The sequence below is a fragment of the Micromonospora sp. NPDC005324 genome (assembly GCF_040607155.1).
Classification (GTDB): domain Bacteria; phylum Actinomycetota; class Actinomycetes; order Mycobacteriales; family Micromonosporaceae; genus Micromonospora; species Micromonospora trifolii.
In genome coordinates, this window is the sequence record NZ_JBEXGE010000060.1 from 1 (window position 1) to 22,647 (window position 22,647).

Genomic DNA, 22,647 nt, shown 5'->3' on the forward strand with positions numbered 1-22,647 from the left:
GCCGCCTCCGGCGCGGTGGTGCCGGTGGCCTCGGCGATGACGTCGGCGGTCGGGTCGCTGAGCGCACCGGAGCGGATCGCCGTGACGAGCCGTTCGACGGCGGCGCTGCGCCGCTTGTAGACACCCCACCGGGGCAAGCCGGTGCGCTCGGCGTATGCGGTGAGGCTGGTGTCCTCCAGGTACGTCCCGCCGATCAGGCCGGCCTCGGCAACGGTGATCACCCCGAGGCGCACCGCGCGGGCCAGAACCAAATCCGGGTGGCCGTACGGGGCGGGTGGCAGCGCCGAGCCGGGCGCGAAGTTCGCCTCCCCCGACGCGGCCGGCTCTTGAGTGCGCAGGGCGGCGCGAGCGCCGGAGAACGCGGTGTTGAGCAGGGCGTTCACGATGCCGGGCTGGTCGATGTCGATGGTGTGCAGCGCCTTGAGGAACGCCTCGACCAGTGCGGCGTGCAGGTCACCGGACGACAGCTTCGACAGCAGGTGCGCTCGGTGCCGCAGACCCGGCAGGGCCACCCCGACCGCGCCCACAACCCACGGCTCAACACCGGTGCGGGCTCGGGTAACGAGGAACCTCCACGCGGCGTCCTGGGCCGCAGTGCCGCAGGAGGGGTGCATGAGGATCGCCGACAGTTCGGTCAGTGCGATCCGGCGACGGGGCAGGCCGTGGCCGAGCTGCCTACCGTCGACGGCCTGCGGCTGGGGGCCTTCTCCGCGTAGGCGGAACCGGTAGTCGATCGCGTCGAGCAGTGCGGCACCGGGTCGTGCTTTCGGGTGGCCGGCGAGCGGGCCGGTAACCGGGCGAGTGTTCGCGGACATGGATGTGCTCCCTGGTATTGAGTGAGGTTGCCGGGCCGGCGATCGGAGGCCGGTCGGCGGTGCAGCACCCACGCCACCAGGGCGGTTGAACACATCATGAACACCGATGATCTTGTTCTAGGTTGAACAGAGCGTGATCGGCCGAGACGTCGCGTCCGGACGAACTCTGCGAGTGTCTGGGTAGCCTTGCGAGCTGCCCGGAATAGGTTGCGGGGGCCGGTGTAGGGCCGCTTCGCCCGGACGGCCGCGCCCCAAACGTCATGACCTGCCTTGCGAACCGCTGGTCAGCGCGCTCATCATCCGCACCTAGCTTGTTGGTGACCTTGCGGAGTCAAGACCTACTTCGCGGGCCGATGTCGGGCGGGCATCCACGGTGCGGGCGATCAACACGAGAGCCAGCGGATGTTTTTGCGATGGTTTCGGTGCAACACGGCGACGCGTGCCGGCCATAGTCAGGTGTGACGATCGAGATGAAGCCGCCTGACCAGGAGCTTTGGTCGGCGACAGCGGCCGGAGACGAGATGGCATTCGCCCGGCTGTTCGACCGGTACGCGCGCATGGTCTACAACCACGCCTTCCGGCTCACCGGGTCGTGGTCACTCGCCGAAGACGTCGCGCAGTCAGCCTTTCTCGTCGCCTGGCGCCGTCGTGGCGACGCCCGCCTGGTTGACGGGTCGATACTGCCCTGGCTATTGGTGATCACCACCAACACCGCTCGCAGCGAGTCCCGCTCAGCCCGGCGGTGGCTTGCACTCCGGCGGCGGATGCCAGCCGAGCGCGGTACGGACCTCGATCCGGCGGACGCGGTGGCCGGCCGCGTCGACGACGAGCGTCAGATACGGACCATCCTGGCCGCCGTGCGCCGGCTGCCCCGCGCCGAGCGGGAAGCCGTCGCACTGTGCCTCTGGTCCGGCGTGCCGTACGCCGACGCGGCAGCCGCCCTCGGTATCAGCGAGGGTTCGGTCCGCGCTCGTGTCAGCCGGGCCCGCGCCAGGTTGGCCCGCCAACTTACCGACAACGTAATGGAGGACGAGTGATGGAGCTGCTCACCCCGCCCGCCGAGCGCGACCTGCCGGCTCATCGCGCAGCCGAAATGCGAGCGCGCCTCATGGCGGAGATACGGACCCCGACAAAGTCACCGACACGGCGCCGCATCGCCGTTGCGCTCGCCGCCACCATCGCCGTGGCCGCCATCAGCTTGGCCGTGTGGCCCAACCACGACCAGGCCCGCCAGTTCCTCGCGTTTGGTCCGAACGAGCTATCTCCGCCCCTGCGCCAGGACGCCGAGCGGTGCCTGACACTCAACGAGCGTGAGTACCAGGTCCCGGTAACCATCGCCGACCTGGCCGTAGCCGCCGAGCAGGGTGACCACACAGCGCTGATGTTCCTGAAAGACACCCATTACCTCGCCTGCGACAACTGGCACCCACCCCAACAGGGGTGGTCTGGCGGGGCGGCGTCCTCCGCCGACGACGCGAACTGGCGGCCCGACTGGCTGCCTGGCCCAGTCCAGCGGCTCTCACTCTCGGGGTCGACCGATCCCGACGGTGGAGACGTAGTCGCCATCGGACGCGTCAGCGCCCGCGTACACCGACTGGTACTCGACCACGGCGACGGCAAGATCACCCCGGCGCGCATCGCGGGCGGCGCGTTCGGCCTCATCACCGACGACGGACACGTCAGCGATCACGGCAACGCCGACCTGGTCGCCTACGACAATGCCGGCAACGAGATCGACCGTCGCCCGCTGTTCACCCCGTTCGACCAACTCGGTCGCTGCTACACCGACACAGCCGGCACGGTCGTCTACGGCAAGCCAGGCCCGACCTGCCGACCTGCCGAACCATGGACCCACCAGCGATAGCGCTGCCCGGATGACGGCGCGACCTGTCCTGTCGTGCACAACCTCCTACGGACCCGGCGCTGATTTAGACGAGGTGGGTACAGATCATTCATACCCACCTGTACACGCCAGTCCGTACGCCGACCCCTGCCCCGAAACTGCAGAGTAAATCCGGACGGCCACGCCTGAGAACCTCCGGACCAACCTTGCGAACCGCTGGTCAGCGCCCCGCACCATCCGCAATCTTCAGCCGGACGCGATACGAAGCGTCGATGACGACTGTTGATGGGGCGCTCGACCGGGGTGTGGCCGGCGCTCACGACCACGTGCAAGCGGCTGGCTGCCCGTTCAACCCGCCTTCTCGCAGATGCACCGGCCGCCTCGGCGAGGGCTCGGACGACCGCGAACGCATCTGAAGGCATCGACGCAAAAAGGCCCGCACCGGACGGCGCGGGCCAGAGTTACTCATGATCGTCGGGCTGTCCGCCACCTCGCGGGAGAGCGTGTTCAAGGCATCCCGTCTCCCGGTCGGCCGTGTTCAAGCCGAGACGCCGATCTTGTTCATGGCACCGCGAGAAGCGATCGGCGGGTCTGGCTCGCCACCACAGGGACAGCCGCTCAACAGTCAGACATCTGAATATGGGCCACGGCCTCTTGAGGGCGGTGTTCAACCTCTGACCTGCGTGTTCAACCTCACCACGATCTTGTTCATCGGGGTTGAACACGCCAACAGGGACGCAGTCGGTGGCAGGTGTTCACGGCGGTGTCCTCCAAATCGAGGCCCGAATCTGTATTCCCTTAGTGTCAGCGCTTGTCGGCGGACGTGGCCCACCACCCATGCCGCAGACCCACTCGCACCACCCCGAGCCCTACGCCGAACGCCCGCCCGTCGGACTGTTCCTCGTCCCCGCCCACCGCCGCGATACGCCTCTGATCGACCCAGCGGCCTGGCACGGACTCGACCCGCAACGCCTCGCCTGGCTCATCCGTCACTACACCCACGACGGCGATCTCGTAGCCGACCTCGACAACCACCCCACCGTCACGGGGGCCGCCCAGTACCTGCACCGCTACCCCGCCACCATCACCACCCACGGTGAGCGCATCCGAGTCACCGACGACCCTCCCGCCCGCGCCCGGCGCCTCGCCGAGGACGGCCTCGCGCTGCTGCTGGCCGGACTACCCCGCCCCGGCGACGACTCCCTCGCAATGCACGACACCGCCGAGGCGATGCACCTGTGGCACCGGCTACTGCGCCCCGGCGGATTCGTCCTCGTCGCGTTGCCCGCCCGTGCGCCTGAGCCAGGTCGGATCTCGCGGCGCAGCACCGTCATCAACGCGGCTCGCATCGCCGGGCTGCGCTACCACCAGCACATCCCAGTGCTCGTGGTTCCGCTCCCGGCGCACGACCCGCGCACCGACGCGGCCACCGCCGCGAGCGCCCCGCCCGCGCTACTGGACGGGCGGCACCTCCACACCCACATGGACGTCCTGGCGTTCACGGCGACCACCCTCGACCAGGAGGACACCGATGCGTGAGCCCACCCCTACCGACGCTTTCGCCCCGGGCTTCGACCTCGACGCCTCCGACGTCGGGCGGCTGTTCGCCCTCATCGCCGACGGAGTGCAGGGCTCGGTCCTGCTGACCGGGCAGACCGCCTCCCGCGACCTGCGACGAGGCCGGTACACCACGGCCTCCATGGAGCACCCGGGCAAGATGCTGCCCACCATCCCCCGCTACCTCACCGCCACCTACACCCAACCCGGCGACCTGGTGATCGACCCGATGGCCGGCATCGGCACCACCCTTGTCGAGGCCATGCACCTCGGCCGACACGGCATCGGCGTCGAGTACGAACACCGGTGGGCGCAGCACGCCGCCGACAACATCCGCCTCGCCACCAGCCAAGGCGCCACCGGCACCGGCGAGATCTACACCGGCGACGCCCGCCGGCTACCCGCACTGCTCCCGGCCGAGGTCCACGGTCGGGTCTCGCTGGTCATCACCTCACCGCCGTACGGGTCATCCACCCACGGCCACGTACGAACCCCCGGCCCCCGACGAGGCAAGGTCCGCAAAATCCACCACCGGTACGGTGCCGACGCCGGGAACCTCGCCTACACCGAACACGCCGAACTGGCCGAAGGGTTCACCCGAATCCTCACCGGCTGCGCCGCCGTCCTCAAGCCCGGCGGATATGTCGCGGTCACCGCCCGCCCCTACCGGCGACGCGGGGAACTCATCGACATCCCCGGCATGGTCGCCGCCGCCGGGCTCGCCGCCGGACTGACCCTGGTCGAGGAACTCATCGCGCTCATCGCCGGAGTCCGAAACGGCGTACTGGTGCCGCGGACCTCGTTCTTCCAAATGAAGAACGTCCGCGACGCCATCAACACCGGCGACCCGCAATGGCTCATCCAGTATGAAGACCTTCTGCTGTTCCAGCTCGGCGGGTCGCACCACAACCCGCACGACTCCGCAAAGAGCGGGTCCACCCTCGCCGCACCGCACACCGGCCACGGGCTTGATACCTCAACCCCCGCCAGCGTGGATCGACGGGCACACCCGGCGCACCCCGCCAACCCCGACGGCAGCGCCACCGACCACCGGCCCCACCCGGGCCGGGACGCTGAAAGGACACCCGAACCGTGCCCGCCCCACCCACACACCATCCCCGGGCCCGAACGGCCCAACACCACCGCCCACCAGCGACCCGCCAGCCCCGACACACCACGCCCACAGACCGGCCCGTCCACCACGGCAGACCAGCCATGAGCGCCCCGACCGTCGCCCAGTGGCTGCCCGACCCCCTCCTAACCATCGATGACGTGGCGGCCTGGCTGGGCAAGCCCAAGAACACCCTCTACGCCTGGCACAGCCGAGGCAAAGGACCGCGCGCCATCCGGGTCGGCAACACCCTGCGCTACCGGCGCAGCGAGGTCGAACGCTGGCTCGACGACCACACCGACCCGGAGCGCTGAGCCGTGGCCCGACCTCCTCTACCCATCGGCACCCTGGGCACGATCCGTACCGAGAAGCTCGGCCCCAACCGGTACTGCGCCCGAGCCCGATACCGCGACCACGACGGCAAAACCCGCGACGTCGAGGCCACCGACACCACCGCCCCCGCCGCCATCCGAGCGCTGAAGGTCAAAGTCCGAGACCGAGTCGCCCCTAACGACGACGAAATCACCAGGGAGACTCACGTCAGCACGCTCGCTAGCCTCTGGCTCGCCGAGATCGTCGCTGAGGAGCGTCTAACGCCGCAGACCATTGGAAAGTACGAGATCAGCGTGCGCGTCTCGATCTTGCCCGCCCTGGGCGACCTGCGCATCCGGGAGGCCGGCGTCGGCCGCCTCGACAAGTTTCTACGGAAGATCGCCGAGGACCGGCCGACAGCCGCCAGGCTTGCGAAGGTCGCTCTCACGCAGATGTTTGCCCTGGCCGTGCGCCGTGGTGCACTGACAACCAACCCGATACGCGAGACCGGTCGACTACGCACGCCGCGCCGCAAGGTGGTCGCCCTGGAGGTCAAGCAACTGGAAGACGTTCGTTCGGCGATCCAGAGGTGGCAGCAGCCCATCGCCGGTAAACCCGGGCCTCGACACACTGGCGACCTGGCCGACATCGTCGACCTCATGCTCGCCACTGGCGCCCGCATCGGCGAGATCCTGGCGCTGCGCTGGAAGGACCTGGATCTCGCTGCCGAACTCCCGACGCTCACCATTTGCGGCACGATCATCTACCTCAAGGGCAAAGGCTTCTTCCGCCAGGAGTGGCCAAAGTCCGATGCCGGTTTCCGGACCGTAGTCTTGCCGCGATTCGCGGTCGGGATGCTGATGGCTCGGAAGATCGTCGCCGCCGACAACACCTTCGACGCGATCTTTGCCTCCCGGCGCGGCACCTGGCTGTCCCCGCAGAACGTACGCCGCCAGTGGCGGCAAGCTCGAGCCGTCGCGGGCCTCGAGTGGGTCACCCCGCACACCTTCCGCAAGACCGTCGCCACCCTCATCGACAAGGAGGCCGACGCCAAGCGCGCGGCAGCCCAGCTCGGGCACGCTACCGAGCAGGTCACGAACAGGCACTACATTGTTAAGCCCGCCCTTGCTCCGGACAGCTCCGACATCCTCGAACAGCTCGGCGGTGACCTGTCGACATCTGAGCCCACGCACCGCGACCGCGACCGCGACCCGCGTCAGACCGGATAGGGCGCACGGGCGCGGCTGTCGACACCCCCTGGCGCGCCGATCCAATCGGATCGCCCTGCAGCGTTATTGGGGGGTTTCCGGGGGGCGATTCAAAACCACATAGATAGAAATCGAGGCCCTGGCTAGCATTCCGCTGGTCAGGGCCTCGCATTGGTGCCCCCGGCAGGATTCGAACCTGCGACACACGGTTTAGGAAACCGATGCTCTATCCCCTGAGCTACGGGGGCGCGAGTGGTCAGTGTAACGACCTGCGCGTCGACCCGCGTTGGCAGGGAGTGACCCACGTTGACCTGCATTGACCTGGCGGGGTGCCCCGACCGACGACCACACGGCGACCACACCGGGCCGGTCGATGACCATGATCATTAACCCCGGCTGGCCTGGAGTGGCACGGATTGACCCGGGGTGACCCCCGCTGGAGACCACACGGCGACCACATCAGCAAGATCAGTAAGGAACAGCAGTGACGCCCTGACTTCGCACCGTACACGCCCCATCACCGAGCAGGCACTCTCCCTGCTCAAGGACCTTACTCACACCCGCGCCGAGGACTCTCACCACGACGCTGCTGTCGGGGCAGGCGGACACTAGCTCCCACGCCAGGGTCGACGAACCTGCCGCCCCGCGAGATGAGTAGTGATCAAGATGGTGACGTGATGGACGCCAACACGCGCCGCCGCAAAGCCCTGCGCTTCCCGGTGGGCCGAAGAATTGAGGCAGTGGCAAGCCGTCCTGGCACGCCTCCCCCGCCTGCGGCCGGTACCCGCTCGGCACCCGGTGAACCTACTTGAGATCAGCAATGAGGTCCTCCATGACATGCTCCTCTTCCACCCGCGTGGCCTGCTGGATCATCGCGTCGACGAGGCCGGGCGCCCAGGGGTACTCATAGAAGGGAAAGTCCGGTCTGTTCAGCGCTGAGCGTCTTGTGGCACGGGTTGCAGCTGCGAGGTAGCTGTCGCGATCCATGCGCCATGGGTGCGCCCCCATCTGCATCATTTGATCGGCGATCGCCAGCCCTTCCCAATCGAAGTCGCCGTGGTAGGCGATGTCGGCACCGTGGTTGAGTAGGTGTTGCAGTAGCAAGGTCGCGGCATGGCTTGGCCAGCCCTCGACGCAGATTAATGGCGGACAGTCGCGCCCAAGAGCATTAGTCGCCTCGGCAACGACCGCGACGTTCTCGCACACCCAGACGCGCGTCTCAGGAGGCAGCAGTGGCGCAGGCTGTTCGCTGACAAAGTTGTCGACCTGGCGCAGAGTGATCACGGCAGGTTCGCCGCACCGGGCATGAGCGCGGAGCACGGTTTCGAAAGATGTAGTGCCAGTCGCCTTGAAGCCGGCGAGGAGGACTCTGCTTGACAGGTCGTCCGGGCGAAGACCCGCAAGCCTCCACAGTGTTCGTGAGTACGCGGATGCGATCGGATCTTGGCCGTACTGAAGGCTTAGGGCCCGTAGTACAAGATTGGCCAGTGGGCCTTTGTCGAGGGCGTGCGCCGACCCGAGGATGTTGGCGGCGAGGCGGGTGACGCTAATGCCATCGGCGGGTAGGCCGTCGAGCACGGTGAGGGCGTCTGCTAGCAGCGGTTGCCGTTTGCTGATCTCGGCGGGGAGCGCGCCGAGTGATATTTCGGCGGCCACCCATCGCTGTAGTTCCGGGCTTGCGGTGACGCGCGGGTGTTGTGCCGCAGAGGCCCACAGCTCATCGGCGGCATTTCGTAGCTGTTTTTTACGTGCGGCCCGGTCGTCGAGCGGTCCGTCGAGGGCTTCCAGTAGCGGTTTGGTGGGTAGTCCCCAATCGGTGCGTTCGAGCAGAGCTCGGTCGAGCTGAGTGAGCTTTACCGGCATCCGGGCTGGAAGCGGCGGAGTCCTTTGCAGCAGCCACTGCAGGGACTTGGCGGCGTCGGGATCTAGCGCGGACGTGTCGATGGAGACGGTGGCGGCGGCGGGACGGCGTTCGAGTTCGGCGCGTACGTCCACGCGGAGCCAGGCCCAGCGTTTGATCGGGAACGCTTCGAGCAGTTGCGCCTGGGTGGGCGGCTGGATCATGCGCCTCTTTCCAGGTCGTTATCGAGCAAGTGAAGGACGTCGGTGCCCGTCCAGACGCTGCGGGCGGCCAGGACGCCAGGGACGCCGGTGGACTTGATCAGGTGATAGATGGCGATCCCGTCGAGCTCGGCGTACATACCGGTTTCGGCTTCGCTCGTGGCGACGAGGTCCATGTCCAGGGAGGTGACCAGGTCGAACAGTTCGCCCCGCATGTCTTCGTCCACGCCGGCGAATACCTCATCGAGCAAAATGAGTCGGGGGCAGCCGGGCTTATCGGTGTCGACGGTATCGCGGACGGTGGCGGCGACGGTATGGGTGGCAGCCGCAGCGAACAACGGTAGGTGTAGAGCAACGGACTTTTCGCCACCGGACAGTTTGTCGAACGCGGCGTTGTCAAGCTCGGCGAACTCGTTGACGCCCTTGGCGAACTGGAGTTGGAACTGGTACCAGCGCCGGTAGTCCAGCATTTCCTGCAGCAGATCTTCCCAGGTCTGGCCAGTCTTGGTGGCCCGAATATTGGCGATGCGGGAAGCGAAAAACTGCCGTAGCCGTTCCTTGGCCGAGGGAGCGGCGTCGAAGTCGGCGGCGAGTAGATCCAAGACCCGGTTGTCAACGTCCGCGTCGGAGGCCGGGGCCCAATCGAGGTTGAACCGGTAGCCGGCGGACGTTCGGTGCTCCTGCATGACTTTGCTCATCGCGATGACCTGTTTGCGGGCAGCGTCGATGTGGCCGGTGATCTCCCGACGGATGCTGTCGGTGAGGAACTGCTCGAGTAGTTTGGCTTCCTCGGTGTTCAAAACGGTCTGCAGGCTGATCACTTCGTTGTTGAGGTCGGCGATGGTGGACGGCAAGGTCGCGGTAGAGCTGTCGCGGGCTGCTTCGACGACCAAAATGTCGGCGGCGTAGCGCTCGATCAGTGTCAGTCTTCCTCCCAGGCTGGTCTCGGCCTGGTGGCGCAACTGGAACACGGCGCTGACCAGGTCGTCGTTGTGGTGTGGCCCGTAGCGGTTTACCGCATCACCACCAGCGAGCTCCTGAATATGCTGGGACGCAGCCGTCGCCGTCTCTGTCTCGCCATCGTCGTCAGGTCCGGTGGTGAGCCGCCAGTCGGCTGCCCGGGGCAGGTCTGCGCGGACGGCAACCCACAGCTTCGCCGCGAGCTCGGGCAGTGCCCCACTGATGTCGGTGTACGCGTTGGCGTCGGTAGTGGCCCGGTTCTGCGCGGCGCCTTGCTGTGCAGCCAGCGCCACGAGCGTCTGCTGGTTCTGCGCTATCGCCTCCTGCGCCTCGCTGATCTGCGTCTGCGCTTCGGCCATCTCGGCCATCAGGGATGTGTAGCCAATGCCGATGCGGTCGGCCAAAGTCGTGTAATGCTCTCGCGCCTCAGCGGCCCGCCCTCGATCGCTCGCTGCCTGCGAGGATTCTCGAGATGCCAACGCCGCCGACGAGCCGGAACGGTGGGCCGTGTCGCGAGAAATCTCTGCCGCTGTCCGATAGTCGGCGATTGTGCGCAACCAATCCTCTGCGGTGTCAGTCCATGAGTTGACCCTCGGCGGGAGATCGCCCAATCGGGTAGACCACTCGGTGAGATCCGACTGGGTCAAGGCAGCGTTGAGAATGGATTGCTTCTCGGCACTGGCCGTAAGGGCAGCCTGATGCTTCGTGCCACGACGAGTGAACTGGTCGCGGGCCGTCACCTGGGCATGCTCGGCCTGGGACGCCGCCTGCTCATGGCGGTTAAGGCTCTCGGTGTCGGGAAACGCGTCGTACTGCTCCTGGGCGGTGGTGGCCGCAGCGTCAAGTGCGCTCAAAGCCTCCTGGCTGATCCGCCCGATGTCACTCAGGGCAGCGGCCGACGTCTGTACATAGTGATCTAGCAGCGCCAGGTCAGCGGGAGTCGGGAGGTTTCCGAGTGGGTCGGGAAGGCGGAGTTCGGAAACCGGTGCGGCTGCGACGACCGCAGCTAGGTCCTCGCTGCGGCTCAGGTGTAGTCGGGCTATGGCCGCGTGTAAATCACGTTGCAGGAGTGAAGCCTGCTCAAGCGCTTTTTGAGCGGCATCGTCGGCGTCGTGGGCGCGCTGTGCCGCGTACTCGACCTTCCCGGTGCCCGGCAAGCCGGCAGCTTCCTCGCCGGCCTGCTCTTTCGCGGCGTTGAGGGCTGTGGCTTCGCCAGTCAGGCGCTGCTCGTCTTCGGCGTACGCGGCCAGCCGCCGGTCCAGTTCCGCGATCCGCCGATCGAACTCGGCCAGACGAGCCTGTCGGTCGCGCTCTCGGCTCGCTGCCCCAACGAGCCGGGTAGCGTCCTGACGGTAGGCGCCATTCAGAGGCCCTGCTCGCCAGCTGCCGTCCCAGCCAACCGCCAGGTGCGCTCTCGTGTCCTTGGCTTCTTCGGCTAGACCGATGCTGGCCAGAACGTTCGAGATCGCGGCGACTGGCACCCCGGCAACACGTGCAGCGTCGGCATCGGCGCGCAGCGCTGCCGCCAACGGTTGGCCGACGGCCTCGGTTGTGGCATTGAGCTGCGTGTCGGCCAGCGGCACGCCGTCCGCGGTAAGCAGCAGACCATCGGGGTTCAGCCACGCGTCGGCCACGCCGCTGCCGATGAGTGCGGCTTCGAGTCCCGCCTTCCTAGCCGGGTCCAGGTCATCGTGGACGAAATCGATCAACAGGTAGAACGGGGCGCCAGCGCGAACCTGGCGACTGTCGAGGCGGGTCGCGGGTGCCGTCGGGGTCACCATGGCTTCAGCCGCAAGGTGCTCACGCTGGTCGGCGAGCCGCTGCCATTCGGCCTGGCACTGATGATGCTGCAGGTGGTGTGAGCGCTGACGTTCCTGCAGCTCCTGTTCAACGGCGGCGATGTGGTTGCGGTGAGAGGCGGCGGCGGTGGTGATCCAGTCACGCCACGGCTGTGGCGCATAAATGTCTCGCGCTGGCAGTGCTGGCCCGTGGACGGGGAGGTGGGTCAGCGTGAGCACCCAGTCGTTCAGCTCCTGAAGCCATTCGTCTCGTGCCGAGCCAAGGTCCTGGTGCGTGGCGTCCCTGTCCGCGCTAGCTTGCCGAGCGCGTTCGACCTGTACGCGGAAGCCGTGGTGCAGTTGACCGGCGACCTGCTGGGGTTGATCAGCCATCCCGGTGAACCGTTGCACCAGGGTGGTGATCTGCCGGCTGCGGGAGCGATAGGCGGCATTGCGCCACTGAGTCAACGCACCGTTCATGCGGGCCGACTCCACATCGCGCCAAGGAACGCCCGCCGCCACTAGCTGATCACTCAGGGCCATCCATGCACGGGCCGCAGCGATGAATTCGTCACGTGCTGTGCGCAATTGCGTTCGGGCCGTTGCGACCTGCTCATCGGCGGATACCAGGTCGATGCGCGACTGCTCCACCTCCTTCGCCAGGGCCTCTGCCGCTTTCGCGGCATCGGTGGCCTGCCCAGCGATTCGATTGAGTCCTTGCAAGCGGGCGTGCACGTCGGCGACGGCTTGGCGGAGCTGGCTGCGCATCTCGGCTACGGGCCGCTCGCTGCCCGGCATGTCGGGGTCGCCGAGGCTGCGCTGGAGCGCGTCATAAATGTCGCGCAGCCAGGTGAACAGCTGCGCGCCCTGCTCGACTGCTACTTGCCGGCGCTGCACGTCAACGCCGGCAGCGTCTGTCTTGGCCTGCGCCTGGGCAGCAGACTCTGCATCGAGTTCGGCTTGGCTGGCAGCATTCTCGGCCCGCACCCGCGCCGACTCGGCGACCCCCTCCAAGGTCTCGGCTTTGTCGAGCAGGGGTTGTAGCTGGGGCCCCTCGGTGTAGAACTCGCTGTCGCGTAACCCGGCGAGGTGGCCGTTGAGCTTGTTTAGACCGCCAGTCAACGTCGCGACCTTTTGTTGACATTCGTCAATTTTAGTGGTCAGGCGGTCGCGCTCGCGAGCAGAATCCTGGGCCTTCTTGCTGGCTCGGGCCAGAGCCTGCTGGCAGGCGGTAATGGCGTGGGCGCGCTGCCACAGGCACGCGCGGGCATACCGTTGATAGGCCACGTCGAGTTCGCGTAGACCGGCGATCATTGCCCGGATGTTCTTGATGTCATCCTGGTGGCGGTCGAGCCGCTCGTAGCCTTTGGCGATGGCCGAGACCAGCCCGCGGTCCAGGCTGGGCAGCGAGTCGCGCAGGATCTCGGCGAGGGCCTTTTGCGATAGTTTGTCTGACAGCTTCGGCCGGCGCAGTTGCCGCAGGGCTTTGAGCAGAGACCGGTAGCTCTCATCGGGCAGGCCGAATAGCACTCTGTTGCACTCGGCGCGGTGGTTCTTTGTCGTGCGAACGTCGCCGGGCATGCCCTGGGCAGCGAGTTGCTCCAACTCGGCAAGGAATGCGTCCCGGCTGGGCGTCTCCCCGCCGGGTGTGCCGACGGTCAAGTCAATGCCGATGCGGGCGGCGGTCGTGAAGTACCACGGGGTGACCGTCTCCCGTGTACGCACAGCCTCCAGGCCGGCCCCGACGGTGAAGTACTCCGGCTGCCCGAGGGGTCCGACGCGGCCGAACTCGACCCAGACGTAACCGCGGGCACCAGTGTGCCGGTTGGTCGAGTCGTGGCCCAGTAGCCACGTATACATCGATCGGCTGCGGTGGCCGAACGTACTTAACTGGCTGGGATCGAGGTCAGCAGTCAGGACGAACGGCAGCAGCACCTCCAGGGCCATCGACTTGCCGTTGCCGTTGTTGCCGCGCAATAGTAACCGTCCGCGGTAGAACGAGAACACCTGCGAGTCGTAGTGGAACAGGCCAGTGATACCGGCTCGTTGCGGCTGCCACCGCCCGCGGGTGGGCGCGGGAACGCCGCTGAGGATGCCGTCTGGCAGGGTGAGAGTCACATCAGCTCCTGGGAGAATAGGTCGTCTTGAGCGTGCCCCGCAGCGGCTGCGCTCGGCTGTCGCGGCACGGTCGAAACGGACTCGGGGTCAACGCTGGTCGTCCATCGCCATGCCGCGGGCATGATCTTCCATCCGCCGGATTCCGGGCGGATTAGGTCAAAGCTGGATAGAAGTGTGGTGACGGAAGCGACGCGGTGGGGATCCTTGCGGAGCGACTTGGCCCACCACGGGTATTCGTCTAGCAGCTCGCCCACCGCGCTGGCCAGATGTGCTGCCGAGACCCAGTCCACGCTTGGGTCGCGAGCGATGACCTCCAGCACTAGCAGGGCCGCATTGGCGACGTTCGAGCCATCACGCAGGGTGCGGGGGGCACTGGATCGCCTGTTGACCACCATCCACGCGTCGGCCCGGATTTCCAGGAACATGCCTGCCTCAGCGAGCCATCGCTGAAGTTCGGCCGCGCCATCGGGCATGGCTGCGACCTCGTCGGTGCTCAGGTCGCTCGGATAGCAGACCGGGCGATCTAACAGCCGACGCATCAACCGTTGCTTGGCCGCAGCCGTGGCCAGCCGCGAAGGCCCGTCGGCGTCCTGGCGGAGGTGGCGTTCCTCGGTAATCATCTGTTGCCAACTGGCGCACCGTGCGGGCGGCATCGGCGCGACCAGCAGTTGGGCCAGCCGTTGCTCATCGATCTCGTACAACACATTGCCACCGCGGTCGGCGCCGTAGTCGCGTCCGCTGCGGTCCAGTTCGGCGACTATCCCGAGTTGCGCCAACACCAGCAGCACGTCCACCATCGCCTGCCGATCTTTATGGTCCAGATCGTTGTATGGCGCCACGCCCGCCCGCACACCCAGGTCCGCCACGGCGACCGCGATGTCATGCAGGCTCATCCGCGATCGCCCGTGCTCACCCAAGGCGGCGGCAACCAAACAGAGCAGCACATACTTGCGCTTCGTGAACACCTTGCCGCCCTGTCGCAGGCTCCGCAGGGGGAACGACGCGTCTACCTCGCCGGTCACCTTTCGGAGCCGTGCCAGGCCCCGCCGATAATCCACGATCAGAATCCAGCCACAAGCGCGAGCGAACCACTCCTTGAGCCATCGCTCGCTTGTGGCAATCGTTGCGAACGACGGCGCTCGTCGGTCCAGCAGTGGGCGTGCCACCAGTTCCTGTATGGCCCTGGCGCGGCGTGCCGCGAGGTCCTGCTCCTCAATGCTCGTCATGACTTTTCCCGTCCTGGTGCGGCGGAGCTGACCTGCACCTCGTAGTCGGGAAGAACCCAGTCACCCACAATCGCGCATACGACGGTGGCCCGCGCCGGCCGCGGCGCCCGAACCCGCACCCTCAACCGGCCGTCAACGCTGGCCGCCTGCTGCCATCGCTGACTGTCGGGACGCGCCTTCTGCGCCCTGAAGATGAGTTTGGCCAGTAGCTTCAGCGTCGCCCGATCCAGAATCGTGTTCAACTCAGACAGGTGTCGCTGCCCCAGCGCCACGAGCGTCTCGGCGGCGGCGGCCACCGCGGCGATCTCTTCCCGAGCCTGCCCCGCCAGTACCTGCCGCGTCGCGGAATGATCTGGCAGGCGCGGTGCCTGCTTGACCGTGTCGCTGACCTCAATGGCCTGCAGCTTCAGGCTGACCTCGATACGCGGTGCCTGCCGCACCAACAGTCCGTCTGGGGTGAGGTCGGAGTCGCTATGCAGGTCGCCGAAGTGTCGCGACGAGGTTAGCCCGAACGCCGCCTTCCAGATCGCATGCACCTCATCACCGGCAGCACGGTCGAACATGCTCGCAAGTGCTAAAAGGTCGCTGGTGCGTGCCGACGGTTGACTGCCAGCTTCCCGGATCCGCTCGACCGCGTGCGTAATGCCCAAGACCGCCTGACGAGCCTTGGCCGACAAGACCTCGATGCCGGTCGAGGCGCCACGGTCGGCGGTGAACCAATCTGATACCCCATCAAGGCTCGCCTTCGCCGCAGCGATCCACCCGTCGAACGCCTCCCGCCCGTCAACAGCCTTGTGCCCAGAAGCGCGCGCAGCCCGCGCCAGCGCCAGGTGACGCACCGGATCTGGCACTTGGCGCAACCGCAAGGTGCGCTTACGGATGTCCGGGGTCAACTCGTCGAGTTCCGCCAGGAACCCGGCCAAGTAGGCGATTGTGTCGTCCTTGAACCGGCGAAATGCCTCGACGTCGATGCTGCGTGTGGCCAGCATGCGGTTGACCTGCTGCATAAAAAGCGCCGCGTTCGACGTCATCGCCTTGAAGTTGCTGCGAAGATCCTCAACCCGTGTGAAGACGACCTCTCCGTCCGGGTCTGGGTCCTCCAACTGCTCCAGCAGGTCGTCGAGCAACGACATGATCTGGCGGAGCAACACCGCCTGCAGGCCTCCCACACGCTGCAGGCTGTCCCTCACGCTGCTCATCGCGTCATGGACGACTTCACCCTCGGGCGTCAGGTCGTAAATGTGCAACCGGCGGTCATAGCGTTCCAGCGTCATTGCAGTGTCGTCGTAGTCGTAGTCGCGCGTGAGATTGCCGTGCTCGAACAAGTAGGTCAGCCGGTCTTCAAGGTCAGATTCCGAAAGCGGATAGGTCCAGCCGTTCTTCCGGAGTGCCGCCAGCACCTCATCCACTCTTAATCGCGACTGGTAAGCCGCTGCGGCCTGCAGGAAAACATCCAGGATCGCCCAGTAAAGAATGTGATAGGGCGCCTCCGATACGTAGGCGGCCAGATCTGCCAGCGCGGTACGACGTCCCGCTCGTTGACGGCTAGCTGGCGCTGTTGCGGCACCGGAACCACTCGGAGGGGATGCGGTATCAACGACCGACGAAACGACCGAATCATGCATTTGGCTCATCCGCGCTCATCTCGACGCCGCTTGTAGGGGGCAGGCTCCCGTGGGAGCGGTGCGGGTAGAAGGATGCACTCTACCTATGACAGAATTGCCGTGGTCGAACAATTGTTCTATGAACGCGATTAATGTTCGAGTTCCGTCATTGCTTGCTGGCCGGTGTCCCAGAGCGGCGTCCTTAGCTACCGTTCGGCAGGTCGGCTGGCGGCATCTGGGTTGAGTCGCGCCAGGGACGCCTCGGTTCAGGACAACGTCGACGGCCGAGTCGGCCCGCCGACGCCGCCCGGGCCACACCCGCTGGCTAAGTGACATCTCCTAAGTGGGTGAAGCCGTTCCCCTGGGCCGGATCGGTGGTCAGCCTGCGAGGACGCCGAGCGGCGGTGGCCAGTTCGGCGGCCTGTTGGCGGAAGACTTGTCACCGCAGCAGGGATCGATCCGGCTACCCAAGCAGGTCCGGATAGCCACCGTCGGAAAGCCGCTTGCGTTCCTCTGGCGTCAGCCATGTGGCGGTGCTGCCGGCGTTGGTGCGGTTGACGATAAGAACGTCGTCGATTTCGTCGACCACGTCGGCCATGTGGGAGATGATCGCGACTAGTCGGCCGCCGATGGTTTGGTGGCCGAGGACGTCGAGGGCGTTGCTGAGCGCTTCCTGGTCGAGGGTGCCGAAGCCTTCGTCGAGGATGAAGGTCTCGACGTGACCCCCGGATCGGCCGGCCATGTCGACAACGGCGAGGGCGAGGGCGAGGCTGGCCATGAAGGTTTCGCCGCCGGACAGGGTCTTTGTGTCCCTGGCCTGAGAGGTGAGGCCGTCGACGATGCTGAAGTCTTCAGCGAATCCGAACCGCATGGCGGTCATGTCCGCGAGGTGACCGGTTGCCAGTTCGAGGAACCGGTGTTGCCGTTGGGCGATCGCGGCGGCCGGGAATGCGCCATCGCTCATCGCCTTGCGTATGTCCTCGAGCGCGTCGTAGAGCGGGCGCAGCTCACCAATGCGGTGGGTGAGGTCGTGTCGGATCGGGATCTGGCGTTCAGCTTCGCCAAGGTCGCGCTCGGCGAGAGTCTTTCGCGTGTTGGCGTCCTGAATCTTTTTGGGCAGGTCCTCGTACCTGTCTGAGTCGATTGAGGCCAGTAGTTCGGCTTCGCGAGTCGTGGCACCCTTGCCGATGTTGGCGGCGCGGGTTTCGGCGTCCCTAGCGGCGGCACGAACGAGGGCGACGTCGCCATCGATCTGCTCGGCCCAGGCGAGCCGGTCGTCCCCGCCGGTCGGGGCTGTCGAGGTAGCGCTGAGGCCGAGATCGGCAGGGACAGTGGCAAGAACCGCGCCCACGCGTCCGAGGGCGCCATTGAGCTGTTCCATTGGCAGGTTGACGTTGTTGGCGCGCTCGGTCTGCAGTCGTCCCAGGGTGAGCTGTTCTCCGTTGAGGATCGCATCAGCCTTGGCTAGCTCATCGCGGAGGTTCTTGGCGAGCGCGATATTGGTCTCGATCTTGCTGGTTAGCTCGGCGAATACGGCCTCCGTCACCTCATCGAGGTCGGTGACCACTAGGCCAAACTCGGTGAGTCCAGTCTGCAGCTTGTTCCAGTGGCTCTCGAGTTTCGCTGCCTCCGATCGGTGAGCCTCATGGGCCTTGCCGTGGGCAGTCCTGTCGGTGCCCAGCTTGTCGGCGGCACTCTTTGCCTGCAAGGCCGTCTCGAACGCGCGCTTCTCGGCCTCCTCCTTCAGGGCAAACGTACGCGTGACCTCGGACTCCAGCCCGGACAGAAGCGTCTCGTCCGGCGCGTCAAGGTCAGTGCACCGCAGCGCGGTGGCAAGCGCGTCGGCTGCTGCGGTGTAGTCGCGGGTCCGATGCTCGTAACTTTCGCGCAGCTTCGGCAAGCTGACGCTAAGGGCGTGCGCGGCACCGCTAAGCCGTGCATGGTCCTCCGTGATCTTGCCGAGTGCTCGTTCAGCGTGGTCGCGGGCCTTCTTCGCCGCGCTCTCGTCAGGAACGTCGGGCGTGGTGAAGGTTTCGGGTATCGGGTGCTGGCAAACCGGGCAGGGGTCGCCGGGATGGCAGTGGGCTGCCAGGTGCTGGGCGGCTGACGCACGCAGGGCGTCCTCGTACAGCGCGCGGGCCGCGTCGCGCTCGCCGGTCCGCTGCCCTATGACCGTCTCGCTCTCGTTGAGCTCGGCTTGTAGCGCAGCGAGTTCCTTTTCGTTGCCGACCAACTGCTCGGCAAGCTGCACTAACGTCGCTTGGTCGCGGCGGAGCTGGCCGAGGTGATCAGCGGCCTGCTGTTTGGCGACAGAGGCGTGGGCGTACTCCGCCTCAGCGACACGGAGTGCCTCCTTGGCTTCAAGGGCCTCGGCGGCGAATTCCTCACACTCCCGGCGACGGTTGTCGAGGTCACGATCCTGATCGTGCAGGTCGGCTTGGTTCGCAGCGTGCCGCTCGCGGCGGGCACGTAGTTCGTCTACGCGATCCTTCGCGGGAGATATCTGAGCCCGTAGATGCAGGTATCGATCCAGGCCACGCTCATCGCGGTCGGCGTCCAACCCGAGGGCATCGAGGTGGTCGCGCAGGACTCGCGCGGCTTCTACGCACGCCTTTTGGTGTGTGATGGCCTCGTCGTGTGTCTGCCGTGCGGTGATGAGCGCGCGCATCTGCGCTGGCCCGTCAACTGGGTGCAGTTCGGTTAGCTGAGCTGCCGCTCGTGAGAGCGCGGTGGCCTCGTTGCGGGTGTCGGTGACCGATTGGCGCAGGTCGCGGATCGCGTGTTCGGTCTCGGCGAGGAGGGTGTGGTGTGCGGCGGCGTCCTTCACTGCCGTGCGGCACGCGGCGGCCCATGCCGGCGGGTCGCCATGGAGCTGCGTAAGGGAGCTTTCGAGAACGGCCAGTCCGGGCTTGATCCGATTGGCTGCGGCGGTGGCGTGTTGGCCGATGGTGGTGAGGGTGTCCAGGCCGAGCAGCGTCTTGAGAATCGGGGTTCGCTCGCTGCTGTCGGCGTGCAGGAACTCTTGGAAGCGGCCTTGCGGTAGGAGGATGGTCTTGAGGAACTGCTGTGCGGTGAGGCCGATGAGCTTGGTGATCTGCGCCGCGACGTCGGTCTTCTTATCGAAGCGCAGCTCGGGCTCATCGAGGCAGACCAGTTCGTGCCGGGGCGTGCCGGTGCGGGCGAGAATCCGTCGTACGAACCAGCGGCGGCCTTGGCTGGCGAATGTCAGTTCGACTCGCGCGAACGGGGCGTTGTCGGCGATGAGGGTGTTCGGCGCGCGCAGGTTGTAGGTGGCGCCGGCGTACAGGGCACAGAAGATCGCCTCGAGGATCGACGACTTACCCGCGCCTGTCTTGCCGATGATGGCGAACAGAGATTTGTCGGTGAAGTCGATCTCGCGTCGGTCCTGGTAAGAGCGCAGGCCTTCGATGGACAGGTGCAGCGGGCGCATCAGGCCACCTCCGGCAGGTATTGCTCCTGAGGGAAGGGCATCGGTTCGTCAACGACGGCGGGGTCGGCGAGTTGGTGAAACACGTCGAGGACGGATGCCGCTGGCGCTTTGGTTGACCCAGCGGTGGCGAGGTAGGTAGCAAACATCTCGTCGATGCTCGGTTCCCGTTCTTGGCCGCCCTTGCTTGGATCGGCGATGACGATCTGGGCCCGTCTGTCAGCGGCGTTGTTGGCTACCTCGACCAGGTGCGCGTCGGGAAGTATCTCCTGGACTCGGTCGGCCACGTGCGGGATGTGGGTATCGCTGTCGACGACGATCTGGCACAGGTCGGTGCCGAAGGTGTCGGCGGTGGCGGCGAGGTCGTCGAGGGTGCCCCGGAAACAGCGCAGCTGCCGGCCGCGGTGCAGTGGGATGGTCTCAATTCGCGGCGGGCGGCCAGGGGCGGCCTCGACGTAGACCATGCTCTTCGCCTGGCCCGCCTCTCCGAAGTCGAGCTGCAGCGGGGATCCGGCGTAGTGGCCGTACGTGCCAGCGGCGCCTGGTAGTGGTTGCGGTCGGTGGATATGACCGTAGGCGGCGTAAGCGACGCCGGGGATGCCGGTCGGGTCGGTAGCGAAGATGTCGTCATGGCGCCCGCGGCGTTCAGTGCCGCTCCACCCGGCCCCACCCACGTAGGCGTGGGCGGCGAAGACCGCGAAGTCGGTCTGCGGGTTCAGGCCGGCCTGGATTGCAGCAGCCACCGTACTGTCGAGCCCGCGTACGGCGGCGCTGTACTCGCTGCCCCAGGTGTCGGGGTTGCCACGGCCATCGACCAAGTGGTGGGGATGTTGGTAGCAGACCGCGCCGACCCGGACGGTCCCGCCGGCTGCGACGGGTAGTTCGATTACTGCTTCCGGTTCGGTGGTGGGGTCGGCGATGAAGTGCAGGCCGTGGACGCGGCTGAGCTTGTTGAACACCCGGAACAGCGCCGCTTTGTCGTGGTTGCCGCACACGACCACGGTGGGGGCGATCGCGGCCAGCTCGGACAGGACGTCGATGGCGCGTTCGAGGTCGTCGGTGCCGGGACGACTCCTGTCGAACAGGTCCCCGGAGTTGCAGATGACGTCGGGGCGCAATTCGCGGGCTGCGTCGACGATCTCGGCGAGGACAGCGTCGTGGTCGCTCGCTCGGGACTCGCGTCCGGTCGTGCGCCCCAGATGCCAGTCGGAGGTGTGTAGGAGTTTCATTGCCTTCCCTCGCGGATGGATGGCACGTCCCGTCGGCAGTCGCTTGCGCAACGGGACGATAACACTGTGCAGTGTTTGGTAAAGCGTGGAACTTGTCAAGACTCCGTGGTAGATTTTGGCTATGGACAGGGCTGCCGAGATCAAGCGAGTAATGGACGAGGTGGCCGCCTACCAGGTGGACCTCGCCGCCGCGCTGGCCGATCGCAAGCTCGATCGAGTGGCTCAGCTGATGGCCCAGCTGAGCGTCGCCGAACGCCGCCGCAATCGACTGCTCCAGGCCGAAGCCACCGCCACAGGATCGTTCGACGCCGCACCACCGATCCGAGACCAGGTCATCGCCGCACTCAGCCTGCTGGGCAGCCCGTCACCGGTGTCACTGCTTCGCGACGTCAGCGCGGCACGATTCGGCGAAGTCATCCAACCCAGCCGACTGGCTTCGCTTCGTCGCGATGAGCAACGATCTTGGCAGGCCGCACAGCGAGGCACCGCGCGCGGCCAAGCCCGCCCGACATACGTGACGCCAGCGCTGACCTACGACCGGTTCGCGCCCATGCGGGGTCAGCTCGCGCTGTCGAGCTGGCCGCTGGAAACCCGACTCATCGGACCAACCAGCCCACGTGCCGACCTTTTGCGGGTGATCGTGCGGCTATGCAATGAGTCTGAGCGCGCCGGCGACGCACCCTGGGCGGCTGATGTCCGCCGCCTCCTCTGGCGATTCACACGCACCATTGCCGCCTCGGTACCAGATACTGGCGATTTCACTTACATCCAACTACGCGAAGCTGCCCAACACGAACTGGGCCAGATCGCCGACACCGACACGGCCGAGCGGCACGCAGCCGCGAGGCGGGCTCGCAAGCTTGATCCTGAGGCGCAGTTGTTCGGCACCTCATTACAGAACGTCAGCACACACGTGGAGGCAGCCGGATGACGGCAACTCTCGCTGCGGACCGTCTCTCCCGGTTTCGCGGCGACTTTCCCACTCAAGACCTCGACGCTCGGCGCATCGCCGGGCTGCTAGAGGCCCCCAACTGTGGTCGTCGCCTTGTCATCGACGCCGCAGCGCTTAACCTGCCGGTCCTCACCGATCTACTCGACTGCCCACCGGCCAAGTTGAGCCCGCATGCCACCCGCCGCGGCCAAGAGTTCGAACGGCGAGTGCTCGACAACGCGATGGACGAAGTGATCGCGCTGACCCGGACTCACCTCGGCATGGTGACCACCGAAACCCGGCAGCTGGATCTGGCCCCGTCGCAGATGCGTACCCAGAATCCAGCCCTAGCCTCGGCCCTTCGTTAAGGGCTGCGCGGCGGCGGTCGCGGGGACGCGAAAGTGCCTTCTGTTCTGGAACGATGTGACTTGTCGAGGGTCTCATCC

At 66.4% G+C, this 22,647-nt stretch carries 15 protein-coding genes and 1 tRNA gene; 8 read left to right on the forward strand and 8 right to left on the reverse strand.

Annotated features, from left to right (window positions below; genetic code table 11):
- Positions 1-815 (reverse strand): hypothetical protein (locus ABZS40_RS34190; RefSeq protein ID WP_354948529.1); only part of this gene is annotated, 815 nt, incomplete at its 3' end.
- Positions 816-1,285: 470 nt separating this feature from the next.
- Between ABZS40_RS34190 and ABZS40_RS34195 the strand changes: the two genes are divergently transcribed.
- From ABZS40_RS34195 to ABZS40_RS34220, 6 genes are all read left to right on the forward strand, one after another.
- On the forward strand, positions 1,286-1,852 hold the full coding sequence (locus tag ABZS40_RS34195) for an RNA polymerase sigma factor (RefSeq protein WP_354948531.1): 567 nt from the start codon (positions 1,286-1,288) through the stop codon (positions 1,850-1,852).
- Positions 1,852-2,679 carry a hypothetical protein gene (locus tag ABZS40_RS34200; RefSeq protein WP_354948533.1) on the forward strand — a complete coding sequence of 276 codons (828 nt, stop codon included), beginning with the start codon at positions 1,852-1,854 and terminating at the stop codon, positions 2,677-2,679. The genes ABZS40_RS34195 and ABZS40_RS34200 overlap by 1 nt, the downstream gene beginning before the upstream one ends.
- An 816-nt stretch (positions 2,680-3,495) precedes the next feature.
- Positions 3,496-4,197: a hypothetical protein gene (locus ABZS40_RS34205; protein ID WP_354948535.1), complete on the forward strand. Its 702-nt coding sequence runs from the start codon at positions 3,496-3,498 to the stop codon at positions 4,195-4,197.
- Entirely contained in the window at positions 4,190-5,434 is a 1,245-nt protein-coding gene (locus ABZS40_RS34210; protein WP_354948537.1) for a DNA methyltransferase, read from the forward strand. The genes ABZS40_RS34205 and ABZS40_RS34210 overlap by 8 nt, the downstream gene beginning before the upstream one ends.
- A complete protein-coding gene (locus tag ABZS40_RS34215) occupies positions 5,431-5,640 on the forward strand; it encodes a helix-turn-helix domain-containing protein (protein WP_354948539.1) in 210 nt (69 codons plus the stop codon). Before ABZS40_RS34210 ends, ABZS40_RS34215 begins: the two co-directional genes overlap by 4 nt.
- 3 nt (positions 5,641-5,643) lie before the next feature.
- Positions 5,644-6,867, forward strand: a complete 1,224-nt coding sequence (locus tag ABZS40_RS34220) for a site-specific integrase (protein WP_354948541.1) — start codon at positions 5,644-5,646, stop codon at positions 6,865-6,867.
- A 151-nt stretch (positions 6,868-7,018) separates the two neighbouring features.
- Here the strand turns inward: ABZS40_RS34220 and ABZS40_RS34225 are convergent.
- From ABZS40_RS34225 to ABZS40_RS34255, 7 genes are all read right to left on the reverse strand, one after another.
- Positions 7,019-7,094 (reverse strand) — tRNA-Arg (locus tag ABZS40_RS34225).
- Positions 7,095-7,650: 556 nt separating this feature from the next.
- A complete protein-coding gene (locus tag ABZS40_RS34230; protein ID WP_354948543.1) occupies positions 7,651-8,910 on the reverse strand; it encodes a TIGR02679 family protein in 1,260 nt (419 codons plus the stop codon).
- The gene (locus tag ABZS40_RS34235; protein WP_354948545.1) at positions 8,907-13,763 is read right to left on the reverse strand and encodes an SbcC/MukB-like Walker B domain-containing protein; all 4,857 of its coding nucleotides are present in this window, start codon (positions 13,761-13,763) and stop codon (positions 8,907-8,909) included. Before ABZS40_RS34235 ends, ABZS40_RS34230 begins: the two co-directional genes overlap by 4 nt.
- Positions 13,760-14,989, reverse strand: a complete 1,230-nt coding sequence (locus ABZS40_RS34240; RefSeq protein ID WP_354948547.1) for a TIGR02678 family protein — start codon at positions 14,987-14,989, stop codon at positions 13,760-13,762. Before ABZS40_RS34240 ends, ABZS40_RS34235 begins: the two co-directional genes overlap by 4 nt.
- Positions 14,986-16,623: a TIGR02677 family protein gene (locus tag ABZS40_RS34245; protein WP_354948549.1), complete on the reverse strand. Its 1,638-nt coding sequence runs from the start codon at positions 16,621-16,623 to the stop codon at positions 14,986-14,988. The genes ABZS40_RS34240 and ABZS40_RS34245 overlap by 4 nt, the downstream gene beginning before the upstream one ends.
- Before the next feature lie 433 nt (positions 16,624-17,056).
- The gene (locus ABZS40_RS34250) at positions 17,057-20,044 is read right to left on the reverse strand and encodes an SMC family ATPase (protein ID WP_354948551.1); all 2,988 of its coding nucleotides are present in this window, start codon (positions 20,042-20,044) and stop codon (positions 17,057-17,059) included.
- Positions 20,044-21,414, reverse strand: a complete 1,371-nt coding sequence (locus ABZS40_RS34255) for an exonuclease SbcCD subunit D (protein WP_354948553.1) — start codon at positions 21,412-21,414, stop codon at positions 20,044-20,046. The genes ABZS40_RS34250 and ABZS40_RS34255 overlap by 1 nt, the downstream gene beginning before the upstream one ends.
- On the opposite strand from ABZS40_RS34255, the gene ABZS40_RS34260 reads away from it, so the two are divergent.
- Positions 21,392-22,201 (forward strand): hypothetical protein, encoded by an 810-nt coding sequence (locus ABZS40_RS34260; RefSeq protein ID WP_354948555.1) that lies wholly within the window; start codon positions 21,392-21,394, stop codon positions 22,199-22,201. The two genes, ABZS40_RS34255 and ABZS40_RS34260, sit on opposite strands and share 23 nt — an antisense overlap.
- Complete coding sequence (locus tag ABZS40_RS34265) at positions 22,198-22,569, forward strand: hypothetical protein (RefSeq protein WP_354948557.1); 372 nt, start codon at positions 22,198-22,200, stop codon at positions 22,567-22,569. Before ABZS40_RS34260 ends, ABZS40_RS34265 begins: the two co-directional genes overlap by 4 nt.
- Positions 22,570-22,647 lie beyond the last annotated feature (78 nt).